This window comes from Desulfogranum aggregans (genome assembly GCF_055398265.1).
Map to the genome: position 1 here is coordinate 3,648,349 of NZ_AP042447.1, position 25,194 is coordinate 3,673,542.

21 protein-coding genes are annotated in these 25,194 nt (G+C 53.7%); 10 read left to right on the top strand and 11 right to left on the bottom strand.

Going from position 1 to position 25,194, the window contains the following annotated elements; genetic code table 11:
- Positions 1-62: 62 nt before the first annotated feature.
- The 4 genes from ACZ52Z_RS16085 to ACZ52Z_RS16100 form a co-directional block, all read right to left on the bottom strand.
- Positions 63-503 (bottom strand): response regulator, encoded by a 441-nt coding sequence (locus tag ACZ52Z_RS16085; RefSeq protein ID WP_464267789.1) that lies wholly within the window; start codon positions 501-503, stop codon positions 63-65.
- 34 nt (positions 504-537) lie between these two features.
- Complete coding sequence (locus ACZ52Z_RS16090) at positions 538-1,755, bottom strand: cytidylate kinase-like family protein (protein WP_464267790.1); 1,218 nt, start codon at positions 1,753-1,755, stop codon at positions 538-540.
- Positions 1,756-2,145: 390 nt separating this feature from the next.
- Positions 2,146-4,530, bottom strand: a complete 2,385-nt coding sequence (locus ACZ52Z_RS16095; RefSeq protein ID WP_464267791.1) for a mechanosensitive ion channel family protein — start codon at positions 4,528-4,530, stop codon at positions 2,146-2,148.
- Positions 4,531-4,594: 64 nt separating this feature from the next.
- Positions 4,595-5,860, bottom strand: a complete 1,266-nt coding sequence (locus tag ACZ52Z_RS16100; RefSeq protein WP_464267792.1) for an MFS transporter — start codon at positions 5,858-5,860, stop codon at positions 4,595-4,597.
- A gap of 153 nt (positions 5,861-6,013) precedes the next feature.
- On the opposite strand from ACZ52Z_RS16100, the gene ACZ52Z_RS16105 reads away from it, so the two are divergent.
- The 5 genes from ACZ52Z_RS16105 to ACZ52Z_RS16125 all read left to right on the top strand — a co-directional run bounded on the left by ACZ52Z_RS16105 (position 6,014) and on the right by ACZ52Z_RS16125 (position 8,971).
- A complete protein-coding gene (locus ACZ52Z_RS16105) occupies positions 6,014-6,523 on the top strand; it encodes a hypothetical protein (protein WP_464267793.1) in 510 nt (169 codons plus the stop codon).
- Between the two features lie 159 nt (positions 6,524-6,682).
- On the top strand, positions 6,683-7,204 hold the full coding sequence (locus ACZ52Z_RS16110; RefSeq protein ID WP_464267794.1) for a YgjV family protein: 522 nt from the start codon (positions 6,683-6,685) through the stop codon (positions 7,202-7,204).
- Between the two features lie 15 nt (positions 7,205-7,219).
- On the top strand, positions 7,220-8,224 hold the full coding sequence (locus ACZ52Z_RS16115) for a GSCFA domain-containing protein (RefSeq protein ID WP_464267795.1): 1,005 nt from the start codon (positions 7,220-7,222) through the stop codon (positions 8,222-8,224).
- A 23-nt stretch (positions 8,225-8,247) separates the two neighbouring features.
- The gene (locus ACZ52Z_RS16120) at positions 8,248-8,523 is read left to right on the top strand and encodes an Lrp/AsnC family transcriptional regulator (protein ID WP_464267796.1); all 276 of its coding nucleotides are present in this window, start codon (positions 8,248-8,250) and stop codon (positions 8,521-8,523) included.
- Between the two features lie 22 nt (positions 8,524-8,545).
- Positions 8,546-8,971: a PaaI family thioesterase gene (locus tag ACZ52Z_RS16125; RefSeq protein WP_464267797.1), complete on the top strand. Its 426-nt coding sequence runs from the start codon at positions 8,546-8,548 to the stop codon at positions 8,969-8,971.
- A gap of 62 nt (positions 8,972-9,033) precedes the next feature.
- On the opposite strand, the gene ACZ52Z_RS16130 is transcribed toward ACZ52Z_RS16125, so the two are convergent.
- Positions 9,034-9,213, bottom strand: coding sequence for a hypothetical protein (locus tag ACZ52Z_RS16130; protein ID WP_464267798.1), 180 nt, complete (start codon positions 9,211-9,213; stop codon positions 9,034-9,036).
- 333 nt (positions 9,214-9,546) lie between these two features.
- On the opposite strand from ACZ52Z_RS16130, the gene ACZ52Z_RS16135 reads away from it, so the two are divergent.
- Together ACZ52Z_RS16135 and purU are read left to right on the top strand one after the other, a co-directional pair.
- Complete coding sequence (locus tag ACZ52Z_RS16135; protein ID WP_464267799.1) at positions 9,547-9,987, top strand: hypothetical protein; 441 nt, start codon at positions 9,547-9,549, stop codon at positions 9,985-9,987.
- A gap of 265 nt (positions 9,988-10,252) precedes the next feature.
- Positions 10,253-11,134: a formyltetrahydrofolate deformylase gene (gene purU / locus ACZ52Z_RS16140; protein ID WP_464267800.1), complete on the top strand. Its 882-nt coding sequence runs from the start codon at positions 10,253-10,255 to the stop codon at positions 11,132-11,134.
- An 18-nt stretch (positions 11,135-11,152) separates the two neighbouring features.
- Here the strand turns inward: purU and ACZ52Z_RS16145 are convergent, their stop codons facing one another.
- Complete coding sequence (locus ACZ52Z_RS16145; protein ID WP_464267801.1) at positions 11,153-11,437, bottom strand: DUF7352 domain-containing protein; 285 nt, start codon at positions 11,435-11,437, stop codon at positions 11,153-11,155.
- A gap of 292 nt (positions 11,438-11,729) precedes the next feature.
- On the opposite strand from ACZ52Z_RS16145, the gene ACZ52Z_RS16150 reads away from it, so the two are divergent.
- Positions 11,730-13,616, top strand: coding sequence for a transketolase C-terminal domain-containing protein (locus ACZ52Z_RS16150; RefSeq protein ID WP_464267802.1), 1,887 nt, complete (start codon positions 11,730-11,732; stop codon positions 13,614-13,616).
- 128 nt (positions 13,617-13,744) lie between these two features.
- On the opposite strand, the gene ACZ52Z_RS16155 is transcribed toward ACZ52Z_RS16150, so the two are convergent.
- The 5 genes from ACZ52Z_RS16155 to pyk form a co-directional block, all read right to left on the bottom strand.
- Positions 13,745-15,739 carry a phosphoenolpyruvate carboxykinase domain-containing protein gene (locus ACZ52Z_RS16155; protein WP_464267803.1) on the bottom strand — a complete coding sequence of 665 codons (1,995 nt, stop codon included), beginning with the start codon at positions 15,737-15,739 and terminating at the stop codon, positions 13,745-13,747.
- 204 nt (positions 15,740-15,943) lie between these two features.
- On the bottom strand, positions 15,944-17,080 hold the full coding sequence (locus tag ACZ52Z_RS16160; RefSeq protein WP_464267804.1) for a glycerate kinase: 1,137 nt from the start codon (positions 17,078-17,080) through the stop codon (positions 15,944-15,946).
- A gap of 45 nt (positions 17,081-17,125) precedes the next feature.
- Positions 17,126-17,830 carry a 6-phosphogluconolactonase gene (gene pgl / locus ACZ52Z_RS16165; protein ID WP_464270810.1) on the bottom strand — a complete coding sequence of 235 codons (705 nt, stop codon included), beginning with the start codon at positions 17,828-17,830 and terminating at the stop codon, positions 17,126-17,128.
- Positions 17,824-20,376, bottom strand: a complete 2,553-nt coding sequence (locus ACZ52Z_RS16170; protein ID WP_464267805.1) for a glycogen/starch/alpha-glucan phosphorylase — start codon at positions 20,374-20,376, stop codon at positions 17,824-17,826. The genes pgl and ACZ52Z_RS16170 overlap by 7 nt, the downstream gene beginning before the upstream one ends.
- A gap of 157 nt (positions 20,377-20,533) precedes the next feature.
- Positions 20,534-21,976, bottom strand: coding sequence for a pyruvate kinase (gene pyk, locus ACZ52Z_RS16175; RefSeq protein WP_464267806.1), 1,443 nt, complete (start codon positions 21,974-21,976; stop codon positions 20,534-20,536).
- Positions 21,977-22,321: 345 nt separating this feature from the next.
- Here pyk and ACZ52Z_RS16180 point away from each other — a divergent pair, with 345 nt between their 5' ends.
- Complete coding sequence (locus tag ACZ52Z_RS16180) at positions 22,322-23,110, top strand: substrate-binding periplasmic protein (protein WP_464267807.1); 789 nt, start codon at positions 22,322-22,324, stop codon at positions 23,108-23,110.
- 25 nt (positions 23,111-23,135) lie between these two features.
- The gene (locus ACZ52Z_RS16185; RefSeq protein WP_464267808.1) at positions 23,136-25,181 is read left to right on the top strand and encodes a hybrid sensor histidine kinase/response regulator; all 2,046 of its coding nucleotides are present in this window, start codon (positions 23,136-23,138) and stop codon (positions 25,179-25,181) included.
- Positions 25,182-25,194 lie beyond the last annotated feature (13 nt).

The window sequence follows — 25,194 nt, forward strand, 5'->3', positions numbered from 1 at the left end:
TGTCCGCTTACGTAATTACAGCCTGTTACAGGGAACGAGCCACCATCGGATAAGGTGGTTTTCTACCAGCTTTTGCTTTTGAGAATATTTTTGACCTCGTCTGCAGACTTTTTCTCAATAGCCTGCATGCGTTTGTTCTTGGCCGATCGGATAGCCTCCATCAGGATATTGAGATCCACAGGTTTTTCCAGGTAATCGCTTGCACCATGTTTCATGGCATCTATTCCGCTATGTACCGTGGCATGACCGGTCAGCATGATGACTTCAATATCCGGTCGTTTTTCCTTGACCTTGATCAGTGTTTCGATGCCGTCTATACCAGGCATGGCCAGGTCGACCACTGCCACGTCAATGTTCCGGTCCTTGACCATTTCCACCGCCTCGTTGCCGCGTGTGACTGAGACCACTTTCAGCCCTCGGGTTTCAAGCCGTTGGGACATCAGGGTGATAAACTCCTCCTCGTCGTCAACAAGCAATACCTTTGTAGCGAACTGGGTATCCATTACCTTTTCCTCGGATTATGATTGATTCCTGGCCTTAGTCCTGGTGAACTTTGGCCTCGGCAGTCTTTTTGTACGCTTTATCAATTATTGTCATCAGCTGGCTGATATCAACAGGCTTTTGCAGGTAGGCGAATGCCCCCATTTCCATGCATTGCTTCTCATCTTCATCGCTGCCATGACCGGTGAGAATGATCACTTCCACTTCGGGTTTTGCCGCTTTGGTTTTTTTGAGAACCTCCACTCCCTGCATGCCAGGCATTTTTAAGTCAAGCACCATTACGTCAGGCGTATCCCGGGACAGCAGGTCCATGGCCTGTTCGCCGTCAAAGACGGGATAGGAACCGTAACTGCGGGTATTGAGTCGCTCGGATAGGGTTTGTACAAATTCCTTTTCATCGTCGACGAGCAGGACCTTGGGCGGCAGGGAAAATTCCTGATCCCTGTACACCGATACATGGTAATCCTTACCCGCGAGGACCTTGACCTCTTTTACTCCGGGCACGTTGCCGGCAAGGGTGGTGAGGGTATCTGCCAGTCGGTTGAAACTATGCACACTCTTGTTGACCATCAGCGTGACATTGTCTTCACTGCACTTCACGTCAATGACGTAGCCATTGTCTAACAGGGCTTTTTCAACTTTTGCAGCCAGGGCCATATCTGAAACTGCCTGCTTTGACTCATCGGTAACCAGAACGGGCGGTCGTCGGTAGTTTTCCAGAATCAGTTGCACGACCTCCTGCGGTTCCTTTGCTCCCAGGGGGAAAAAGATGTCGTAGTTGCTCGGGTCCTCAGGTGTTTTCTTGAGTAAAAAATGTACCCAGTCATGGACAAGGGCATCCTTTTTCTTGAGTATTTTTTCAGCGCTTGACTCTGAGAGGCCCTCTTCCACGGCCCGGCGGATCCGGTTGGCCTTATCGTCGATAACCCCTACCTTCAGGACATGGGCTACCGTCGACGGGACGAGGTGAGTGACAAAGCCGGAAATAATAATGCCGTCTTCAGAAAGGTATTCGGCCATGGTTGCTTTGAGGCGAGCGACAACATGTTCCCGCTCATGGGTAAATTTATTGAACACCGAGGTTGGACCAAAGATGGCGCGCTCAATCTTTTCTGCGGCCAAGCCATACCTGCCGGCCACTGCATCGATTACGTCTTTATCCTCGATGACCTTGTATCCGGTTGCAACTTTCAGTTGCTCTCGAATCTCCTCTTCATGGGTAAAAGCACTGTTGAACAAGGCTATGACAGACATATTCAGCTCCGTATTATGGTTAGAGAGGATGCTCGTTCATGCATACTCCATCATTTTTTCTTATTACCATTAAAAGAGCATTTGATGTGCCTTTTTAAAAAAAAAGTTGTTTTTTTATTGGATTCAACCAGATACGCCAGATTGGAGAGGAGAATGCGGGGGAACGTTATGAAACATAAAGAAACAATTGTTCCGTAGTGTTCTCTTATGTTTCAACCTGTGAGGCAGTGGTGGAACAGCTTGGAGGGGGCGGGGCTGTGGCGTTGTTCTCCAGAGGTCTGACGACGTGAGCCCCGTTTTTTTCTTCACAGCGGAAACAATATGCGAGAGGGCCTTCCTTTTTCGTGTATGTTGAAACGCTGTGTCATTCACACTCCAACAGCAGGCGGGTCAGAGATCGTCGACATGCCCTTTGGAGGATTGCTGGCCTGTGTCTTGCTTTTCGTCGCTCGCGCGCATGGCTGCGGCGCCAGCGGCTGTGGAAAGCTGCTGCTGCGCCTCCGGGGGAAGGTGCTGTTCTCGTTCTTGAGTGAACTCGGGTAGGTCGACAATCACTTTGCGGTGGGCATAGTGAATGCCCTGGGCATTGAGTGCTTCGGTGATCAGCCGGTAGGCTTCTCGGCGTATGACAAAATGGGTTCCCGGCTGGGCGGTGAATTTGACTCGAATGGTCATGACCGAGTTGGTGATTTCTCTGACACCCTGTGATTTCACCGGTCGGATGAAGTCCTTTCCGTACTCCTTATGCTCCAGCATCTTTTGGCCGACTTTCTTGATGATTTTCCGAATTTTGTCAATGGGCGCATCGTAAGGAAAGTCCAGGTTGAATTTTACAATAATACCGCCGCGCATGTAGTTGGTGATTGCACCAAGATCCGAGTGAGGGACAATTTGCAGCATTCCCCGGTGGTGACGGATCATAACATTGCGGAGGGTAATGGTCTCTACCGTGCCGGAGACTTCTCCCGCTTCAATATATTCCCCCACCCGGAAGGCATCGTCCAGCAGGTAAAAGAAGCCGGAAAACATGTCGGCTACTAGCTTCTGGGCGCCAAAACCGATGGCCAGCCCAACCACTCCGGCACCGGCGAGCAGCGGTGCAATATCAATCCCCGACGAGGAGAGCACGGTCATGGTAACCAGGACCACCAGGATGGTGCCGATAAATTTACGCACCATGGGCAGCAGGGTATAGGCTCTTCCGCGGGATGCCGCTCCGCCCCACTCATCGTCGCTTTTTTCTTCCTCTTCAGCTTCTTCGGGCAGCGATTCTTCTATTTTTTTCTCAATCCAGGTGCTGATAAACTGCCACAGGATAAGGGCCAGTGCCATGATAGCGAGGGTGTCCCAGAGAATAAGCGCAAGGTCGGAAAAAAACGGTATGCGTATATCCCAGAGACTGGCGATCCAGACCAGCATCAGAACCACCAGGATCGAACGGGCGATTGCCTTGACCCGTTGATGCAGCAGCTGCGCTTTTTCCTGCTGAAGAAGATGGTCCTGGTTGGGCGCTGTTTCTTGAGCGCTAGCCGGCTGCTCAAAATGAAGCACTTTCAGCGTATAGGTGACCAGCCATTGGATGAAGCGGTCGGCGGCAATCCAGAGCGGCACAATGAAGAAGCTGGGAATAAAGGCACCTCTTCTGGTATAGCTTGGGTCTGCCAGGTCATTGAGCAGCAGGAACCACAGCAGGGCCAGGTAGGTGATGGCCAGGACATGCCACACGGCTGCAAACTGTTTTCTGGCCCAAGAAGGAATGCCGTCAAGGCTGTCACTGCGCTTAAGGATGTGGGTACGGACCCTGTTTCTGTACACGATGACGGCAAGAGCAGTCATCAGCAGCAGCAGGGTGACGCTGAACAGCTGCAGCAGGCGAACGGTGGCAATATCTGCCTCCAGGCGGCGAAGAGCTACAGCCAGCAGCAGGGTAACGGTGATGTAGCCGAAGGCACCGGTGATCAGCCGGTGGGCAGTGACGGCAGTTGCCGTATCAGCGGGAAAGAGGCGAAAGGTTTCGTTGTCCGGTGCGAAAAAGAGCGAGGAGACAATGGCTGTGGCCCTGATGGTCGTTAGAGCGATCAGGGCAGCAAGAAAAAAGAACTGGACATAGGGAGAATCAGTCCAGATGAAAAACATGAAAGAAAAATAGGCAGAGCCGAAAAAAAGGAGTAATCCCAGCACCCGGGGGAGGATACGGATAATGGCGCCCAGCAGCTTGTCCATGCCATGAAGCGACGGCGATCCTTTGTCCGGTTCCGGTACGGCGATGAAATATTTGGTGATAAATAAAGAGCGCACCACTGTTTCGAAAACTGCGCCAAGGGCAAGGAAGAACATGACCCAGAGAGCGCTTTGCCACGCTCCCCGGATAGTCCCGTAAGGACAGAGCCTGGTAAAGACATGTTTGATGTCAGGGAGGAAAGACGGTACTCCAGACCACAATTGTTTAAATTGACTTTCTCCACGGTCGTGGCGCTGGGCAAGGGCCTGCAGCAGGTGCTGGAAAAAACTGCCTGGCCCGCGAATGGTCTGTGTCTCGGCTGCTTCGGTGCGGGTGCTTTGTTCAAGCGCTGCCGCCAGTGGGCGGCGCACCTGTTCGTCACTCGGTACGCTGACGCGCTTTGCAATGGTGGTAGGGGCAGCTGATGCAACACTCTGCAGCGATGCTTTGCCCTGTTCGGCGGCCATGCAGTGGTTGACTGCAAACAAAAAAATGCCTGCAAGCAGGCAGTGTAAGTTTATGCGTCGTAGCACTGTGAAGGGATGAATGTGCATGGTGCGCTCCTTTGGGAAGAGAAGAAAAGGCACGTCAATAACCTGGCGACTACGTACAGCCGCTTCACTGTTCCCGAACCTGCAGTAACAGCACGCCACCGATTACAAACAGGGCAAGGATACAGAGCACACCCCATCTGGAATTGCCTGTCAAGTGGGTGACGAGCCCCATGAGGAAGGGACCGCTTATCGCCGCAAATTTTCCGAATATGTTGTAAAAGCCGAAAAATTCGGCACTCTGCTCGGCTGGAATCAATTTGCCGAAATAACTGCGGCTGAGCGCCTGTATGCCGCCCATGGACGAAGCAACAAGAAAAGCGATTCCCCAAAAAAAGGCAATCCGCCAGCCCAGGGTGGGCAGGTCGGGAAGGGCAAAGGCGAGCAGGGTCACAACAGTGTAGACAGCAATGCCTGCCATGAGCATGGTTTTTGCCGAGAAGCGTTCAGCCAGCTTGCCATAGAGAAGCGCGCAGGGAAAGGCGATAATCTGAATGAAGAGCAACACCGCAATGAGCAGGGTGGGGCCAAAGCCCAGGTCGCTGCCATAGGCTGTGGACATGCTGATAATGGTGCCGACCCCGTCAATGTAGAAAAAGTAGGCGCCGAGAAAAAGAAAGACCTGGCGGTGTTGGCGAATGTGGCGAAAGGTGTTGACCAGCCGGGTAAAGCTTGCCGTAACAATATTTTCGGCAGGGGGGAGGTAGTGCACCTGACGGAGGTGGCGTAAAGCCGGGAGGGAGAGGATAAACCACCAGGCCGCCACCACGAGAAAGCCGACCTTGGTTGGTGTCGGTGGCAGGCCAGCACCAGCGCCGCCACCGGCGAGGATCAGGGCGATGACCAACAGGAAAGGAAGCACGCTGCCAATATATCCGTAGGCATACCCCCGGGTGGAAATGGTATCCATTTTTTCAGGGGTGGTGACATCGGTGAGAAAGGCATCGTAGAAGAGGTTCGCTCCGGCCCATCCCACTCGAGCGCCTATAAACAGGACCAGGCAGAGCAGCCACTGGCCCTGCTGCACCAGGGGAAGGCCGAGCGTAAACAGCAGACCCAGAAAAAGAAACAGGGCGAAGAATACTTTTTTTTTGCCCCGATAGTCGGCCAGTGCTCCTAAAACGGGGGCGAGCAGGGCCAGGATCAGGGAGGCGGTCGAGTTGGCGAATCCCCAGTGGGCGGTGGAAACGGCTGCCGACTGCCCTGCTGCCGCATATTCTTTGTAAAACAGCGGCATGATAGCGGTTACCATGACCAGTACAAAGGCGGAGTTGGCAGCATCATAGAGAATCCAACTCCGTTCCTGACGGTTGATAGGCGGTTTCACAGGCATAGGCGTTGTAATGGAAGAAGTGTTCTTCGGGCGAACCAGGTGGTAAGGTAACGCTAAACATGCACCGGATGGAGAAACGGGAGTGCAGCACCGAAGTGACTCTATAGTGCCAAAATTTCGCGAATTATAAAAGAGGCTTTGTTTGTGTGTGGAATGCTTGATCATTATCTTCGCCAGTTTGCCGGCCTGGAAGAGGCCGCAGACACAACGGTGGAACCAGCGGGCAGTGCGCTTCAGCCCCTTCGTCAACCGCTGCTTCTGCTGGTAATTCTTGATCTGTTTGCGGAGGGCAAGGGGGCAAGTAATTTTTTTTCGCCTAACCAGGAACTGCTGCATCGGTTTGCCCGCTATGGGGCGGTGTGCGGAAGCGCTGAGGTCGAGGATGATTTTGCTGCGGCATTTCAGGAGCTGGAATGGACCGATTTTTGGGACCTGCGCCCCCGCTCGAACGTCGCTGCTTCAATGACAGGTGGTGATCGGGCGCTGAGCCGGTTACAGTCAAAATATTTCGGCGTTCGGCTGGCAGCAGGCCTCTGTCCGCTGCTGATAATGCAAACCTCTCGTGAACGCCTGCGCCAGGTATTGCTGGAAGCCTGTTTTCCTCCTGCGCTGCTGGACAAACTTCGATCGCAGCACCTGTCCGAACAGCCATCCCTGCGGTGAAGGGGAGAGGTGAAAAAGGAACCGGTCAGGTGATTTTCCTTGCCTGCAGGAGAAATGGTACGCTATTTACCATGCATTTGAGGCACCGAGCGTTCAGCTATACAGGTGATGGCCGATGAGCGCGCTGCTAAACTATATGTTGTGTACGGACTGAGGGGAATGTCCTTATTTCTTTTATCGCAGATACTGGTCGGTTGTGCTATCGCCACTGATATCCTTTCGTTTCAGTGTAAGCAGAGGCGACGGATAGTTGCATGCCTGTTTGTCTCTGCCGTCCTGGTTTCGACGCACTTTTTGCTGCTCGGGCATTGGACTGCCGCCGGGTTAGCCATGGTAGCCGGGGGCCGATTTGCGGCCGGATTTTTCACGACCTCGCCGGGGGTGATGACCCTCTTTATCGGTTGTGCGCTACTGGTCACCCTGAGCACGTATGGTGGATATCTCAGCCTGCTGAGCGGGACTGCCGCTGTCTGCAATACCGTGGGATCATTCTGCCGTTGCGATCGCCGCATGCGGGAGATCATGCTGGCCGGCACCTCGCTGTGGCTGCTGCACAACATACTGGTCCTCTCACCGATGGCTGTTGCCCTTGAATCACTCTTTCTTTGCAGTAACCTTGTCGGTTATTACCGCTACTATCTCGTACCTGTCGAACGTAGCGGTCTTTCATCTTTACAATAACGTGGAACCACATCAATGGCTCGCTCTGAAGTACATCCATTTCATACCTTTGATTCTTGGCAGGTCTGGCCGGGGTCGTACCGCAATCCGCCGGTGGACGGCCACTATCCTTTCCCTGAGGAAAAGGGGCTGCGCATTGATGCCCGTACCGCCATTGCGTCCATGGGATCCTGTTTTGCACGGGAGATAAAAAAAGTCCTGGTCCGTCAGGGATATAATTACATTGAAGAGGAAAAACGCAACCCTGCTGCCGTTCATGCCAGCGCGGCCTGGGAGAGAACGTATAACACCTTTTCCATGCGGCAGATTTTTGCCTATACCTTTGATCGTTTCACCCCTCAACTGAGGTGGTGGAACGTTCCTTCGGAGGAGCGGGTTCAGGACCCATACCGACGCATCATTCTCTACGATTCGCTTGAGGAGGCGGAAGCAGACTTTGTGCTGCACGTTGCGGCCTCCCGACGGGCACTGTGTCGGGCAGAGGTACTGATCCTGACCTTGGGGCTCACGGAAATATGGGAAGATCAGGAAGACGGCAGTGTGATCTGCCTGCCGTCAGGCCCATACCCCAATAGCGGCGGTGATATGTCGCGCTATCGTTTTCGGGTCTCGCGTTTTGGCGAGAACCTGGCCAATCTGGAGTATATTCATTCACTCATGGCCGTGCATAATCCCCAATGCCGCATCCTGATTACGGTGTCACCGGTTCACCTGTGGGCAACCTTTCGCCAGGACCTCGATGTGATCAGCGCGAGTTGCAATTCCAAGTCAACCTTGCGGGCTGTAGCCGATGAATTTGTTGCGTCCCATGCGAATGTTTTCTATTTTCCAGCCTTTGAGATGGCTACCATATACCGGATGTTGCAGAAAGAGACCTATTTCTCCGATGGAAAGGAGAACTTCCATGTTAACCGGGAAACGGTAGAGTTCATCATGGACCATTTTTTTCAATTCTATGATCCGGGCGCCAAGGATGCTGCCATGGCGGCCGGCTCTCGAGCGAGCGCAGGCAGCGGCTGAGAACTACTCAACAAGGAGCAGTGATGGTTACTTCCATTATTCTTATCAATGCAGAGCGGGAAAAAATTAATACGCTAGCCGAACAGTTGGCAGAAATGGACGGGGTTTCCGAGGTGTACTCGGTCAGCGGCACCTATGACCTGGTGGCCATGGTACGGGTGGCTACCAATGAAGACCTCGCTGAGTTGGTGACGAGCAGGATGTACCAACTCGAAGGCATTGAGAAAACAGAGACCATGCTGGCATTCAAGGCATTTTCCCGGCATGACCTGGAGCGGATGTTTTCGCTAGGCATGTGAACGGCCAATAAAGGAGGGGCCGATGGAGGTGCGTAACAGCAGGTATGCAGAGGAGGTGGCTGCGGTCTTCAGGGATGCGGTCTTCATTCGTGACCTGGGTATTGTCCTTGCAGGAGTAGGCCCGGGGTGGTGCAAGGCCGAGGTAGAGGTGGTTGCTGGGCACCGTCAACATCTCGGCAGGGTACATGGGGGGGTGCTTTCCTCGCTGGCAGGGCACGCTGCCCTGGGGGCTGCACTTTCAGTGGCAGCGGCAGGGGACGTTCTTGTTGCCCCGGAATTCAATTTTCGCCTTTTCCGGGCAGTTGCATCAGGAAGGCTGTTGGCTCGAGCCACGGTCATCAAGTCGGGGGCGCTGCTTATTTTTGTCGATGCAGACGTCTACCTTGAACACGCCGAGCAAGAACTGTTGGTGGCCAGGGGATCCTATACCTTCACCCGGGCCGGCTAGGTGTGGAGATCGATGAGCCCTATTGTCTTTCGGCAATTACCCGTTCAGGAGAGGGAAACTTTCTATACGTCGTTATTGTTCATGCCTGCCACAGGAGCGAGCATTTTTTCCTGGCACTCCCTGCAGAGGACTTCTTCCCGTTCCAGGGCATGTTGGCAGTGAAGGCATCGTTGTTTTTTTGGGGATCGCTGCCGGGCATCAGGGTGACTCTTCCGTTGAAAATGCAGCTGCAATAGTTTCATAAGCTCTCGTGGTGAAAGGGGGGCGAGGCGATGTGACGCTATATGCTGCATCATGAGTGAAAAACGTGTTTGCTATTAGCGACAAGGGGAATGGCGCATAAGGGGATTTTCAATCTGTAGGCGGAGAATTCAAAGGATAATTTTTTTTCGTATTTCTGTTTTTTTGATCAGCGCGCCTTGTGGGCCGAAGCGTGACTCCTGCCGCAACATCAACAGAGTGAGCGGGACATGGTTGCTTTTTTTCAGCGCTCGCATTAGGTTGGAAATACAGAATAAACTCATCGCCGCAGCGTGGTTGCATAGAGTGCGGCCTTAGCAAAAAGGAGAACAGAGATGCCAGGATGCAATATATTCAGTCAGGAACACCAGATGCTGCTGATTCATTTTTTTGGCGATGTAACCGCCAGTGACTTGGAACTGCAGGCGGTATCGGTTCTTTCCCACCCCGATTTCACTGCAAGCACAAAAGAGCTGATCAGCTTTGCAGAGGTGGATAGTTTTGCCCCTGATGTGGATATGGAACGACTTGCGGACATCGTGAGAATTAACAAGGAACACATCGACAAGTATCCTGACCTGAAAATTGCTGTTATCGCTCCGGACTCGCTTTCCTTTAACCTGGCAAGGGTATACCAGGAGAGCATACAGGCCCAGGACCAAACGGCGGAGATGAAAATTTTCACCACCAAGCAGGAGGCGATCCAATGGCTTGGCGGCAACAGCAGTCAATGGGACCTGTTGCTGGAGCGTGTATCCAAAATGTGCAGCCTGTAGTGACTTCTTCCTGTTTTCTCCCCTGACCGGTACAGACGAACGCTATCGGCAGGGGCGGCCCTTCCCCTACTTGCATACATCTGCTTTTTCCTATAGAATGTCCGTTTTTGTGCGCTTGCCACAATTTTTCCGCAGAGCACATTCGTCTGCAGGACATTGCATTGAAAGACCTCAATGCATGGGACACAATGCACAGGAGAAATTTTGGCGGTTTAATTCCGGTCGTCGCTCGGCTTCTTTTCTTCAAACACCCACTTGAAAGACCATGGCTCTCCCAAAAAACAAGCAGAGACCCTCCTCCGCCATTTTGTTGATTCACTGTGAGGACAAAAAAGGGATAATCTCCTCAGTGAGTGAGTTTATCTTTAAGAATAACGGAAATATACTCTATCTCGATCAACATGTAGATGCATCGCAGGGCGTTTTCTTTATGCGGATCGAATGGGAATTGGAACATTTTACTATCCCCAACGAAAAAATCGGCGAATATTTTGACGTGCTTATCGGCCAGAAATATGCCATGCAGTGGGATCTCTATTTTTCTGACTACGTACCCAAAATGGCGCTCTTTGTCTCCAAGCTGCCCCATTGTCTGTATGATCTGCTTGCCCGGTGGAAATCCGGGGAGTTAGCCGTGAAAATTCCGCTCATCATCAGTAATCATGAAGATATGCGGCCGGTAGCCGAACAGTTTGACATTCCCTATCATCATTTTGCCATTACCCCGCAGAATAAGCGGGAGAAAGAGCAGGAGCAACTGGAGCTGCTGGCAGAGCACGAGGTCGACTTTATCGTCCTTGCCCGCTATATGCAGATCCTCTCCGGTGATTTTGTCAATCATTATGAACGCAAAATCATCAATATTCATCACTCCTTTCTTCCGGCGTTTCCAGGGGCCAAGCCTTACCATTCGGCCCATGAGCGAGGAGTAAAGATCGTTGGGGCAACCAGCCATTATGTAACGGCTGATCTTGATGGGGGCCCGATTATCGCACAGGATGTGATCAAGGTCAGCCATGCTGATTCTGTACAGGACCTGGTGCGCAAGGGCAGGGACCTGGAAAAGGTCATCCTTGCCCGGGCTATCTGGCACCATCTGAAACGGCAGACGCTGGTCTATGAGAACCGGACCGTGGTCTTTACCTGAACATTGCTTTGGTTGCGGTTACTCCTCATCGGGGCTGCCGGGGGTTTCAAAGGCGTGGAACTCCAGGCTGCCCTCGTAGAGCTGAAAGGTGCCGCAATAGTTGCCGGGACGATCGGGCACCTCTGTGCCGGTTGAATAGAGGGTGATGGTTCGTTGCTCGTCTGCCTGAGCAGGGTCCACCAGGGCCCAGAGGACCGGAGCCTCGTCTCCTTTGGCCTGCACGGTGAGGATCTCGCTGCCGGCGGGCAGTTGGATGCCTTGGGTCTTGGTTGGCTGCAGATGGTATCTTCGTACGGTTTTCATAGCGTATAAGTAGTGCAAAGGTTGTGAAGGATGTATGAGGGTAGTCAGCGACTCTATACCAGATAACCGCTCAGGTCTACAGGAGATATCGCTCTGTTGATTCCTCTCCTGCAGGGTGCATTTTCCCGGCAGATAATGCGGGGAAGTCAATGCTAACTCACTTTGTACAGGAGAAAATCCTTGTTGCGGATTTTGCCAGTTTTGGTATCTGTGCAGATAATTTTCGGTCAGGCGGCAAACGATCCGTACCGGTCTCTCCCTTTCTTATTTCATTTTTCTCTAGGAAATTATTATGACTTTTCCCATTGATTTATCCGGATATACCCCTCTTGAATTGAGCCTTACCCAGGAAGGGATGAGCGCTGAGCAGCGCGCACAGCTGGTGAACAATATTTCCATCGTTCGCGACAGCATTGTTTTTTTTACTGCGCTCGCCAATACCAAAGGACTCGGAGGCCATACCGGCGGGGCCTATGATATCGTTCCCGAACTCCTGATTATCGACGGGTTTATGCGCGGCTCCGAAGCCTGTTATCCAGTGTATTTTGATGAGGCCGGCCATCGAGTCGCCATCCAGTATATGATGGCGGTACTTAACGGCTATGCCGAACCGGAAACCCTACTCCATTATCGCGAATTCAATCAGGGGCTGTACGGACATCCGGAACGCAACGAAAAAGACGGCGTGTTTTTCAGTTCTGGAAGGCTCGGCCACCTGTGGAGCTATGTGAACGGTGTCGCTGAGGCCCACCCGGAGCAGACGGTCTTTTTGTTTGGCAGCGACGGATCCCAACAGGAGGGAGACGATGCCGAAGCAGCACGTTATGCAGTGGCAAGAGGTCTGAAGGTGAAACTGGTCGTTGACGACAACGATGTGACCATTGCCGGCCATCCGACGGAATATATGCAGGGGTATGACGTCGCTGCGACCCTGCGGGGGCATGGTCTGCAGGTGGAAACCTGCGCCGGGGAAGATATTGATACCCTTTTTCGTCTCATTCAGCAGGCCATTGCTGCGGATGGTCCTGCGGCGGTAGTGGCCAAACGGCTAATGGCTGTCGGTGTTCCAGGAATAGAGGGACTTCCCAAAGGGCATGATGTTATTCCCGTACCAATGGCCATCGAGTATCTGCAAAGCCGCGGCCAGGATGCGGCGGTGGAGGTCCTTGGCAGGGAGGCGGAGAAAGCGGAAAAGCCCCAATACCTGGGCAGCACCAAGGAAACCGGGAAGAATCGTGATGAATTCGGTAAGGTCATCTGCGATATCCTGGCTGAGATCGACACCCCGGAGAAGAGCGTGATCGTCGTGGATTCGGACCTGGAGGGTTCCTGCGGACTGCACCATATCAGAAAAAATTTCCCCCAGGTATATGTGCATGGCGGCATTATGGAGCGTAATAATTTTTCTGTGGCCGCCGGTTTTGGTTCAACGCCCGGAAAACAGGGAATTTTTGGCACCTTTTCGGCCTTTCAGGAAATGGTGATTTCGGAAATTACCATGGCCAGGCTCAATCAGGCCAATGTCCTTGCCCATTTTTCCCATTCAGGGGTTGATGATATGGCAGACAATACCTGTCATTTCGGCATCAACAATTTTTTTGCCGATAACGGGCTGGCTGAACATGACGCGACCCGTCTCTACTTCCCGGCCGATCCTCTGCAGTTGAAAGCTATTCTCGGTACGGTCTTCCATGAAAAGGGGTTGCGCTTTATCTACTCCACCCGTTCGGCTACGCCGTTTATTCTTGATGAAGAGGGAAACCGGTTCTATGACAACTACTCGTTTACCCCGGACCGGGATGAAATCATCCGAGAGGGCGAGCAAGGGTATATCGTCTCCTATGGCGAGATGCTCTACCGGTGTCTCGACGTCGTTGAGCGTCTTCGCCAGGAAGGAATCAAGGTCGGCCTGATCAATAAACCGGTGCTGAATGTGGTGGATGAGGAAATGATTGCCACGGTTGGCAGCAGCCCCTTTGTTTTGGTCGTCGAAACGCAGAATACCAAGACCGGCCTGGGCAGTCGCTACGGCACCTGGCTGCTGGAGCGAGGTTTTTCCCCGCAGTACGGTTCCATGGGAACCTGGAAGGACGGTGCGGGCGGGCTTTCCGAACAGATTCCGTATCAGGGGATGGCCGGTGCGGATATTCGGGAAAAGGTAATGTCCCTGTTGGCGTAGTTTTTTCTGGGTTGATCGCCAAAAAAAAAGAGTTTTCCCAAGCGGGAAAACTCTTTTTTTTTGCGCAAGCAGGCTGCAGCTTTCACGGCAGAGCCGTGAAAGCTGCACCGGGTCGGATGATGCCTCTCCTACTGCGACTGATGGGCAGCCACGTACTCGATCATTTGATCCGGGGTGACAATCGGTCCGATCGCCGCCCCGAGGGCAATAAGGTCTCTCCGCCAGGTGTTGAGGACCCGGAAGAACGCATCATGCATGCCTTTTTCTTTGGAGAACTCGGTGATTGACATATCGACCCGTTCTACCAGGTTATCAACATACAGGGAAAACTGCTTGGTATAGGTGGCTTTGCTGTATTCCTTGTCGATGATTTCGGTGAACAGTTTTTTCAGGTCCTGGTACTTGGGAATTCGCCCGATAGGGGTCCAGATGGTTTCCACTTTGCCCTGATGCATCAGGGCCATGATGCGCATCCATACCTTGGTGTCGCGTTTTTCACCGATCAAGCCGTCTGATTCCCCTGGGGCCAGGCTGCCTCGACCGCTTTTATGGAGCCAATAGTTGACCTGGAATCCGGAAGGGAGATTATCCTTGTTGATGGCGGGGTTTTCCCCAAAGGCCTTGTAGTGATTGATGTAATGGGCCAGGGGGCCGGGAAAGAAAGCTTCATTGGCAAATGGTGAGCGTTTTTCACTGCCGTCGGCCCCGATTTCTGTTGCCGTGGTGGCGGAACGGATGATTGCGCCGTGAACAACCGTGCTCATCCAGTCGTGGGCCATGACGATCGTCGGCATGGTGGTGTAATCCCTGCCGCCAAAGAGAAGACCGCTGAGCTTCACTCCTTGAGGCGCCTCTGTGGCGGTATCGTAGTTTTCCAGAGCGTCCAGGGTGATGGTAAAGCGGGCATTTTTATGGGAAGCCTGGGTGCCTGACTGGGAGGTCCATTTGCCCAGATAGTTGACCCCTCGTTGCGGCAATGTTTCCCCCATACCGTTCCAATAGGGACGACCATCGGAGACCAGCAGGTTGGAGAAAATAACCTCGTTCTCCGGACCCTCCAGCACCTTCAGCGTTTCCGGATCATCCTGTTGATTCACGCCTTCAATAATGCCGAACATGCCTTTTTCCGGATTCACTGCCCGGACTTCGCCGGTCTCTTTGTCGATGAAAATTTTGGCAAGGTCGTCGCCAACCAGATGGGTGCCGGTCATGGCCGTACCAGTCTTCCCGCAGCCCGAAGGATAGGCGCCGCCGAAATAAACGATTTCATCTTCCATGGCAAATCCGGCGATGAACATGTGTTCATCGAGTCGTTCACCGAAATAATTGCGAATATTATTCATATTGGCAAATCGATGATTGATTTTTTTCGGGGCGATGGAGTTGCCTGCATACTGGTTGTTGGAGCTGTAGGAGCGAAAACGCTCCACATCCATGTAGATGCGACGGTTCTGCAGGTCAGCAGAGACTTTGGTCTCCGTGAGCCTGCCGGCACTATGGTAATTAACGAACATGTAGCCTTTTTCCTCAACGTCTCTGGAAAAAGTCGCCGGATCCATCATCCGGTACAGGAGAAATTCACTGTGGGTAACATAAAAGGAGTCCGTTACCTGCAGGGTCGGGTCAGAGACCGGACTGCCGACGGGACCGCGAGAGATGAAAGAGATGATCATCTCCTTGGTGCGCATGATGTTGGTGATGATGTTTCGTGCTTCAACCACTCCGGCCTGCAATTCCTCCTTTTTCTGCAGCGAGCTGATCTCGGTATCAGCATAGGCCAAATACTTGGTGTTTGCGGTATCACGTCCCTGGTCGTTGGGACCGTCGAAGTGGCAGGTATGGCGTTTATGGGCCAGCTGGAATTCTTCGCCGACTTCAAGTGCTTTTTCACGGATATAGGCCACATCTTCAGGAGAACCGGTATTGATAAAGATGGAGCTCGGGGTCATTCTGGTGGCCCCGTTATAGATGGGGGCAAGCACTTCTGCACTGCACTCCATCATCTTTTTCTGGTTGGCTTCATCCATCAGGCTGATGAGGTAGGTCCTCATCATTTCCAGGCGTGACGGGTCGGTGTTCAGGGCGTAGCGTTTGTATCCGGTGGTGGTTGTTGTTTTGTTCATTGTAGGCGTGATGGTTGAGAATGCGTTAATCCGAGTCAGTCGGTCTTCAGCTGATAAAAAAATAACGAAAGTATTATAGTATACTAAAAAAAAATAAATAAATCACCGGACAATTGACCTATCAGCTGAAGTATGCCCTTGTATGATGCAAAATTTCATCTCGCCTCGGCCAAAAGGAGACGCGCAGGCCGGGGTGCACCATGCTTAGCAAGGGCGTGCAAGGAAGCAGCGCAGCGCCTGTTCGGTACTGTCGGCAAGTAACAGTTCCCCCTCCTCCATGGCCTGTTCAAGGCTGATGGGGCCCGGGCAGACGGAAAAGAGCGCATGAAACCCATGCTGATGAAGCGTACCTCGATCCCGGCCAAGGGAGCCTGCGAGCCCAATACAGGGAATGCCGAGATGTTGAGCCATGGCAGCCACCCCTGCAGGTGCTTTCCCGAACAGGGTCTGGAAGTCGATCTGCCCTTCACCGGTAATGACCAGATCTGCCCCCTGGAGCTCCTGTTTCAGCGAAACAAGGTCCAGAATCAGGTCCACCCCGGGGCGTAAGGCTGCCCCCAGAAAGGCATAGAGGCCGGCCCCAAGGCCGCCGGCAGCACCGCCACCGGCAAGGGCGGAGACGTCCACGCCCAGGTCTCGCTTTATGCAGGCCGCAAGATGGCACAAACCCTGCTCAAGCTGCTCTATCTGACCAGGAGATGCTCCTTTCTGCGCAGCGTAGACCCTGGCAGCCCCGTTAGGGCCGGTCAGGGGATTGGTCACATCACAGGCAACTTCCAGGCGAACCCGATCCAGGCGCGGATCACGGTTGCCTGGATCGATATGGGCGATGGTGGACAACCCACCGCCGGTCAGCGAGACCTGCTGGCCATGCTGATCGAGAAAAGCGATCCCCAAAGCAGCTGCAGCCCCTATACCGCCATCATTGGTCGCACTCCCGCCGATACCGAGCAGGATGTGATCTGCACCAGTATCCAATCCGGCCCGAAGGAGTTCGCCTGTACCCAGTGTGGTCGTTTTGGTAGGGTCGCGTTTCGCCGGGGGGAGCAGGGCGAGACCGCTTGCCAAAGCCATCTCCAGGGCAACCAGGCCGCGTTCCTCCACCAGGCAATATGCTGCCGATACCGGCGTAAAGTCCGGTCCTGTAACCTGGATCTCCTTGCGTATGCCGGGCAGTACCTCCAATGCAACCTCAACCAGTCCATCTCCACCATCGGCAATCGGGACCTGACGAATATCTGCCCCGGCACACACCCGGCGAATGCCTGCGGCCATGGCAGCGGCGGCGGCAGTGGCGCTGAGGGAGCCTTTAAAGGCGTTGGGGGCTACGACGATTTTCATGCTGCATCTCCTGTGCGCAGGGGAAAAGAGCAAAGGGCGTGTGCGCTATGGGGCCCAGTAGACCGTGACCGGAGTCTGTCGCTGGTGCAATATGGCCCGCACAGGCATTTCGGCGCTGTCGGTACCGTTGAGTGCCTGCTGGTAGACCCGGTTTTTCTCGGCTCCGGTGAGGTGGAGGAAGATAATCCGGCTGTTAAGGAGGCTTGACAGTGTCTGGGTCATCCTGAGGTGCGGTGCGTTGGCAGGCGTAATTGCGCAGGCGGTGATGGAGGTCGAAGGGGCAATGGCGTGGTCCAGTTCAGGGCTGCCTGGAAAGAGCGAGGCGGTATGGCCGTCATTCCCCATACCGAGCAGGACAAGGTCGAAGGGTCTGGGCAGTGCGGCAAGGCGGCGTTGAACAGTGGATTCGGCCTGGTGCGGTGTTGAATCTTCTGTTTTCAGACCGACAAAGGAGGCGGTCGCCGCCTCTCCCTGCAGCAAGTGGGTGCGAACCAGCTGTTCGTTGCTCTCCGGGGCGTCTGGCGGGACCCACCGTTCATCGGCAAGGGTGACGTGTACGCGATTCCAGGCGAAGGGGGTTTGCGAGAGCGCCTGGAAAAGAGGGATAGGGGTCGATCCTCCCGAGACAACGAGGGATGCGCGTCCTCGCCGTTGAATGCCCTGTTCCAGGGCAGTCGTCACTGTACGGACGAGTTTGGCGGTCAGTGCCTCCTGCCGGTCAAAAGAACAAAGGGTGGTCGTATTCATGATTGCTCCTGCTGTTGGTGGCTCGATGGGGAAAAGATAACGCCTCCTTCAGGAATACGTTTCCATTTAAGCTCGATGGGCACAGGATCGATGGCCCAGATGGATCGACAATACTCACGAATGGCGCGGTCGGAGGAGAAGCGGCCTATGCGGGCAACGTTGCATATAGAGGAGCGCACCCACTGCTCTCGGTCGGTATAGAGGGCGCTTACCTTTTCCTGACAGGCCACATAGTCGGCATAGTCAGCAAGAACCAGGTATTGATCGCGGTGCAGTAACTCATCGATCAGCGGTCGAAACAGGTTGGGGTCGCCGTGGGAAAAGTGACCGTTGCCGATGAGGTCTACCGCCTCCTTCAGTTCATCGTTTTCAGCATACACTGCCTGGGGAGTGTAGTGATTGCGGATGACGCTCTCCGCCTCCTGCACCGAGAGGCCGAACTGAAAAAAATGTTCAGGTCCAACGGCCGTGCGTATCTCTGCGTTAGCTCCGTCCAGCGTTCCCAGAGTAAGGGCGCCATTCATGGCAAATTTCATGTTGCCGGTGCCTGAGGCCTCGGTGCCGGCGACCGATATCTGCTCTGAGAGATCAGCCACCGGGAAGAGGGTGTGCGCTGTTTTCACATTGTAGTTGTGGAGAAAAAGGACCTTGATCCTGCCTTTGATGTCGGGATCACCATTGACCACCTCGGCCACGGCTGTGATCAGTTTAATGAGTAATTTGGCCATCTGATACCCGGGAGCCGCTTTTCCGCCAAAGATAAACACCCGTGGGGGAAAGGATTGTTCTGGGTGCCGTTTGAGCCTGATGTAGAGGGTAATAATGTGCAGCAGGTTAAGATGCTGGCGTTTGTACTCATGGATACGCTTCACCTGGACATCAAACAGGGCATAGGGGTTGAGTGCCATAGCGAACTGTTTGCCGATCAGTTCGGAAAATGCCCGTTTGTTGGCGAGCTTTACAGCGTGCCAGGATTCGCTAAAAGCGGTGTCGTCAACCAGCGATTCCAGTTGGTGCAATTGATCGAGCCGGGTGATCCAGTCATCACCGATGGCCTCGTTGATCAGGCTGCAGAGACGAGGATTGACGACCAGCATCCATCGACGGGGGGTGACGCCGTTGGTGATACTGCGAATTTTCCTGGGCCATAAACGGTCAAATGGTTGAAGCGTCCGTTGCTTGAGCAGAGCCGTGTGGAGAGCGGATACTCCGTTGATGGCATGGCTGCCGATACATGCCAGGTTGGCCATGCGCACGTAGCGGGGCCCGCTCTCATCGATGATGGAGAGCCTGTTCACCATTTCCTGGTTGCCGGGAAATTTGAGCCGGACCATGTCAAGAAAACGGCGATTGATTTCAAGAATAATTTCCAGGTGGCGCGGCAGCAGCGAGTCGAACAGGGGCAAGGGCCATTTTTCCAGAGCTTCGGGCAACAGGGTATGGTTGGTATACGAGAAGGTTCTGGTGGTGACCTGCCACGCCTCCTCCCACCCCATGGAGTGACCATCAACCAGCAGCCGCATCAGTTCCGCCACCGCAATGGCGGGATGGGTATCATTGAGCTGAACGGCAAAACGTTGGTGAAAGGTGGTCAGCGGCTCGTTATTGAACAGGTGGATGCGGAGCATGTCCTGAAGCGAACAGCTGGCAAAAAAATACTGTTGCTCCAGACGAAGTTGTTTACCGGCGTACTGCGCATCATTGGGGTAGAGCACCTTGGTGATATTCTCGGCGGCAATTTTTTCAGCTACCGCCCCGATATAGTCACCGACGTTGAAGTCCTCGAAGTCGAACGACTTAGGGGCTTCAGCGCTCCACAGCCGGAGGGTGTTGACGGTATTGACCCTGTAGCCGGGAATCGGGGTGTCGTAGGGGATGCCGCAGATAACCCGGGCCGGAATCCAGCGGACCCGAAAAGCTCCGTCCGGGCTGTGAATGGTTTCCGTGCGGCCACCGAATCCCACTTCCTGGGCAAGGTCAACTTTCTTGACTTCCCATGGGTTGCCGCCCTGGAGCCAGCGATCACTGAGTTCGACCTGCCAGCCGTTTTCGATCTCCTGGTCAAACATGCCGAATTCGTAGCGGATACCGTAGCCGATGGCAGGGATCTGGAGGGTGGCCATGGAATCCATGAAACAGGCGGCAAGTCTGCCCAGCCCGCCATTGCCCAGCCCGGGTTCTTCCTCAGCCTGGAGAATGTCCCCCAGCTTAAGGCCGGTTTCCGCAACCGCCTGTCGCATGTCGTCGAGGAGGTTGAGGTTGATGAGATTGTTCAGCAGGTGTGGTCCCGGGAGATACTCGGCCGAAAGGTAGGCGACGATTCGTACCCCGCTTTCCAGGTGGAGTTCCGAAGAGTTGATGAACAGGGGCTGCATCCTGTCTCTGAGAGAGTAGGCAACTGCCAGATAGTAGTCGTTAAGTGAGACCGAGCGCGTTGTCTTGGCCAGTTGATAAAACAACTTGTAGGCAAGGGCGCGTTTGAGTTTGTTGATGCGGTCGTCGGGGTTGGTTGGTGCCGGCAACAGCTGGGTGGCAACTTGTTGGTGCATGCTGTTCATAAGGCAGAAAAAAAGTTGTCGCAGGCAGAAACCGGTGCAGGTTCTGCCCAGCTATTTTCATGCTACGATCTGCTCCAGGGAGTGTACCATAGTTCGCTTTCAGTGGGAATGGTGCAACCTGCCCGGGCAGTGATGCCTTGCTGTGGGGTTATTGCAGTTCACGCAGGTCGATAATCTCCATTTTATGATTACGGTTCGGGTTTTCCGGGGAGGGGCCCTCGGTCTGAATGATGCAACTTCCCTTGAGGTTGTATTTTATCGAGTAGTCCCTGGCGTAATCGGTCCAGTCCACCGGATGGTTGAGTTCGTAAATGGGGAATACACCGTAACTGAAGCAGAGTTCCTTGCAGGTTTTTCTGTTGGAGCTGATTGCCAGAATCCAGGTGGGCAGATGAAAACGGGCAAGGCGTCTGGCGGTGAGCCCGCTGTCGGTCGGGGAAAGAATAGCTGCCACATCATCGGTCTGCGTGACAATGCTGCGTACGCTGGTGGCGATGTAGTCCACTTCCCTGATCTGGTTGAAAATCGGTTCATTGGGGGTCTTGGTATAGTTTCGACTGGTACGGTGCGGTTCGGTGGCCACTGCAATCCGGACAAGCATCTTGGTTGCTTCCAAAGGATAATTCCCCAGCGCCGACTCCTCAGAGAGCATGACCGCATCGGTACCATCCAGGATGGCATTGGCCACATCCGTGGCCTCGGCACGAGTGGGGCGGCGGTTGGTGGTCATGGACTCCAGCATCTGGGTGGCGGTAATCACCGGCTTACCGAAGAGGTTGGCCCTGGCAGTGATTTTTTTCTGCATCATGGCGATCTCCTCAATGGGAATCTCTACTCCCAGGTCTCCTCGGGCGACCATTACCCCGTCGGATGCCTCGAGGATTTCGTCAATCTTATGGTGGATGGATGATCGTTCAATTTTGGCGATGATAAAGGGCGTGTACTTCATCTCCCTGGCAGCCTGACGTACCGCATGTATATCGGCCGCATCGTTGACAAAGGATTGGCTGATGGCATCGACACCGTGGTCCAGGGCGAACTGCATGCAGGCTCTGTCATGATCGGTAAATGCTGAAATTCCCAGGTCGATGCCGGGGAGATTGAGCCCCTTTTTCGAACGGAGTTTTCCTCCCGCAGTCACAATGCAGTGGACCCGATTGCCGATAATCTCTTCCACCCGCAACTGGATCAAGCCGTCGTTGACAAAAAGTATGTCCCCAGGGGTGACCACTTCAGGCAGATTGCTGAGGGTGACGGAAACCTCTTCCCAGTTTCCCTCCACTTCTTCAGTGGTGAGAGTGAACCGGGACCCGATTCTGACCTCCACCGGTTCCTTGACTAAGGAACCGATGCGTATTTTCGGTCCGGGGAGATCGGCCATTATGGCAACATTACGTCCGGTTTTGGCCGATGCGGCACGGATTCGGCGAATGATTTCCCCGTGGGTGGAGAAATCACCATGAGAGAAGTTGAGACGCGCGATGTTCATGCCTGCAACAATCATTTTTTCGAGCATTTCAGGAGCATCCGATGCAGGGCCGATGGTGCAGACTATTTTGGTCTTGTTGCCGGGTATCAATTCTCTGGTCACTGTATTCTCCATGGAGTGGGTAATTCTCTTCCGCCTGGATTGAGTGGTCCGGTCGCCGCGACGGACGAGATGTAGTGGCTAGCTTACCAGGACCATGATGATACAGATATGTTAATTTTCTATTTGTGCCAGGTAAAAAATTATACTGTAGATCAAGAGTGGGTTCTGGGCCGATTGGCGGAGGCGCACCGTGATTTGTTTTTTCCCAGGCACGCTTTTCTTGCAGCCTGATTTGACTGGGGTCGCTGTTTCGGATACGCTGACCACATAGACTCAAAAAAGGGCAAGGAATAGACCAACATGGAGGGCGTACAATCAGTGCTTGGATCGCGAGTGAGAGAGAAAATGGGACATACTCGAGCGTGGAGAGGTCTTTTCCTGATCCTGACGGTTATCCTGCTCTGTTGCGGAAAGTCCCTCTGCCGGGAGACAAGGGTGGTCACCACGGAGTATCCACCCTTTTCCATGGTGGAAAGGGGTGAGGTGACAGGGCTGTCTACCCGCATCGTCACCTGGCTGCTTGATCGCCTCCAGGAGGAGGCCATCATCGAATCGTATCCTTGGAGCAGAGCCTACAAAATGGCTCTTGAACAACCCAACACCATTATCTACCCCCTCGTACGGACGGCAGAACGCGAAAATCTGTTTGAGTGGATCGGTGTGGTCGCCAGAGGAGCATCTTATTTTTACTCCCTCCGAGGTCGTGAAGACATAGCAATCAGCAGCATAGAAGATGCCCGGCATCTCTACGTGGGCGTACTGCGCAACGCTGTCCGTGACCGGTATCTGCGAAATCAAGGGTTTACCCGGTTGGTGGATGAGACCACCACCGAGGCCAGTGCGAGGAAGCTGCTGCTCGGGTGGATTGACCTGTGGGCCGTTGACGAGACCACAGCCTACTATCAGTTGGAAAAACTGGGCTATGTGCCCCAGGAAGTGCTCCGCCGACAGCTCCCCTTGGATATTGGTGTGGACGGCTTTGTAGCGGTTACCAAAGGGTCTGACAGGGTGCTGGTGGAGCGGTTGCGGATGGCGTTTCAACAGTTGCAGTTCTCCGGAGAGTACGAAAAAATGGTTGCTCCCATAAAGCCTACGTCTGGAAATTCCTCTCTTTCACCCACTGATACACAGTGATTTCGATTTGTCGGACCACACCATTATGACCACAGGTTTTCACTTCAACCATCACCACCTGGTCATGGTACTCCTTTTTGTACTGCTGTACGGTCTGACTTCGACTGTATATGTGCACAGAGCAAAAAAAGAGGCCGTACGGGATTTTCACAATCACACCGCCTTTATCGCCGATGATGTCTGGGCATTGAACCCGGACGGTGCCGGTGCCTACCTCCAGTTGGCATTAAGAACACAACACTTTCGTGAACTGACGATCTCCATTCCCGGGGACGAGGCTTTCCTTCACCTGGTTTCTCCCCCGCTTCGGGGAGTATCCGGGGCACTGCATCGGTTGGGCCTGATCGGTGAAAGGAGGTTGGAGTCTGGCATTGTGTATCGCGGCATGGAGATAGGGACATTATACGGTACCCAGTACGTCCGGGTAGTCTATCCATTGCTCAACCTGTTTTCTCTCCATCTGCTGCTGTTGCTTGTCGCGATGGTGATCTATTCTCTTGCCCGGAGAAGAAAGGTCCTGGAGAGGATCGTGGAAGAGCGCACCCGCAATTTACGCAAGAGTGAACGCCGTTTTCATGACCTGGTCAACCTGTTGCCGGAAATGATTGTGGAAACCGATACATCAGGAACGATTACCTATGCCAATCGGGAGGCCAAGGAGCGGTTCGGTCTGGCTGTCGGCGCAGGGAATCGGTCCAACCTTTTTGATGCGGTTCAGCGCAAAGAGGAGGAGGGTGGCGCCCATTTCGTGCAGGCTCTCAAGTCCGGTGACACCAGCCTCAAGGAGTATACGGCCAGGGGCGCGGATGGAAAGTCTTTTCCGCTGTTGCTGTGTGCTTCGGCTATTGTAGAAAACGGGCTGGTTGCCGGTGCCCGGGTGGTTGGCATTGATATTACTGAAAGACACCGGATGGAGCAACAACTCCGTAAGGACCAGAAGATGAAGACCATCGGTTTGATGGCAGGGGGGGTTGCCCATGATCTCAACAACATTCTTTCAGGCATAGTGACTTATCCAGAGCTGCTGCTCTTGGATCTGCCGCAGGACAGTTCGCTGCGTAAGCCATTGGAACGTATTCGTACCGCTGGGCTTGATGCAAGCGAAGTTGTCGCTGATCTGCTGACAGTGGCTCGGGGAGTGGTTGTGGAAAAAGAGGTCGTATTGGTCAATTCTCTGGTCGAGGACTACCTTCAGTCTCCGGATTTCATGGAGCTGCATACCAGGCATCCGGCGGTTTCTATTTCTACCCGGCTCGATTCTGCATTGGGCAATATTGCCTGTTCACCGATACATATCCGCAAATGCCTGATGAACCTCGTAACCAATGGGGCGGAAGCGATCAACGGCAGCGGGAGCGTTAGTATACGCACCGGCAATTTGCAGGTGAATCCGCAGGAAGCTGAAAAGCTGGGGCTGCAGCATGGCGGTTCCTATGTAACTCTGTCAGTGAGCGATACCGGTCTCGGGATAGCGCAAGAGGAAATAGGGCAGATTTTCGAACCGTTTTTTACCAAAAAGTCCATGGGCAGGAGCGGAACCGGTTTAGGGTTGACTGTGGTGTGGAATATCGTTTGTGACCATGAAGGCGCGGTTCAGGTAAACAGCACCGCAGAGGGCACAACCTTTACCCTCTACTTTCCCCATGCCGCAAAGCCGATTACGGAAAATGCCCCTGACAACATGGTGCACATGCTGCGTGGGGATGGGGAACAGGTGCTGGTGGTGGATGATGACCCCAGGCAGAGGGAAATAGCCACCACTCTGCTCCATACGTTGGGGTATGCGAGCGTAGCCGTTTCATCGGGAGAAGAGGCGATAGCTTACCTGTCTGAACATCGAGCGGACGTGATGCTGGTGGATATGTTGATGGAGCCAGGACAGTTAAACGGCCGGCAAACCTATGAGGAGGTCGTCAGGATGCATCCCGGACAAAAAGCGATTATCGTCAGTGGGTATGCAGAGGATGAAGATGTACAGCTAAGTCTGCAGTGTGGGGCGGGAGGTTTTTTGGCAAAACCGTATACCCTGGTGCAGTTGGGAACGATGGTCAGGTCGGTCCTGTTTCCATGAACATGATGTCTGA

Excerpts from the sequence above, each read along its gene's own strand:
- ACZ52Z_RS16095 (WP_464267791.1), bottom strand. The coding sequence starts at position 4,530 with ATGCACATTCATCCCTTCACAGTGCTACGACGCATAAACTTACACTGC.
- purU (WP_464267800.1), top strand. The coding sequence starts at position 10,253 with ATGGCTCTCCCAAAAAACAAGCAGAGACCCTCCTCCGCCATTTTGTTG.
- ACZ52Z_RS16135 (WP_464267799.1), top strand. The coding sequence starts at position 9,547 with ATGCCAGGATGCAATATATTCAGTCAGGAACACCAGATGCTGCTGATT.
- ACZ52Z_RS16185 (WP_464267808.1), top strand. The coding sequence starts at position 23,136 with ATGACCACAGGTTTTCACTTCAACCATCACCACCTGGTCATGGTACTC.
- ACZ52Z_RS16105 (WP_464267793.1), top strand. The coding sequence starts at position 6,014 with ATGCTTGATCATTATCTTCGCCAGTTTGCCGGCCTGGAAGAGGCCGCA.
- ACZ52Z_RS16115 (WP_464267795.1), top strand. The coding sequence starts at position 7,220 with ATGGCTCGCTCTGAAGTACATCCATTTCATACCTTTGATTCTTGGCAG.
- ACZ52Z_RS16085 (WP_464267789.1), bottom strand. The coding sequence starts at position 503 with ATGGATACCCAGTTCGCTACAAAGGTATTGCTTGTTGACGACGAGGAG.
- ACZ52Z_RS16145 (WP_464267801.1), bottom strand. The coding sequence starts at position 11,437 with ATGAAAACCGTACGAAGATACCATCTGCAGCCAACCAAGACCCAAGGC.
- ACZ52Z_RS16160 (WP_464267804.1), bottom strand. The coding sequence starts at position 17,080 with ATGAAAATCGTCGTAGCCCCCAACGCCTTTAAAGGCTCCCTCAGCGCC.
- ACZ52Z_RS16110 (WP_464267794.1), top strand. The coding sequence starts at position 6,683 with ATGTCCTTATTTCTTTTATCGCAGATACTGGTCGGTTGTGCTATCGCC.
- ACZ52Z_RS16155 (WP_464267803.1), bottom strand. The coding sequence starts at position 15,739 with ATGAACAAAACAACAACCACCACCGGATACAAACGCTACGCCCTGAAC.
- ACZ52Z_RS16100 (WP_464267792.1), bottom strand. The coding sequence starts at position 5,860 with ATGCCTGTGAAACCGCCTATCAACCGTCAGGAACGGAGTTGGATTCTC.
- ACZ52Z_RS16120 (WP_464267796.1), top strand. The coding sequence starts at position 8,248 with ATGGTTACTTCCATTATTCTTATCAATGCAGAGCGGGAAAAAATTAAT.
- ACZ52Z_RS16090 (WP_464267790.1), bottom strand. The coding sequence starts at position 1,755 with ATGTCTGTCATAGCCTTGTTCAACAGTGCTTTTACCCATGAAGAGGAG.
- ACZ52Z_RS16150 (WP_464267802.1), top strand. The coding sequence starts at position 11,730 with ATGACTTTTCCCATTGATTTATCCGGATATACCCCTCTTGAATTGAGC.
- ACZ52Z_RS16180 (WP_464267807.1), top strand. The coding sequence starts at position 22,322 with ATGGGACATACTCGAGCGTGGAGAGGTCTTTTCCTGATCCTGACGGTT.
- ACZ52Z_RS16130 (WP_464267798.1), bottom strand. The coding sequence starts at position 9,213 with ATGAAACTATTGCAGCTGCATTTTCAACGGAAGAGTCACCCTGATGCC.
- ACZ52Z_RS16170 (WP_464267805.1), bottom strand. The coding sequence starts at position 20,376 with ATGCACCAACAAGTTGCCACCCAGCTGTTGCCGGCACCAACCAACCCC.
- ACZ52Z_RS16125 (WP_464267797.1), top strand. The coding sequence starts at position 8,546 with ATGGAGGTGCGTAACAGCAGGTATGCAGAGGAGGTGGCTGCGGTCTTC.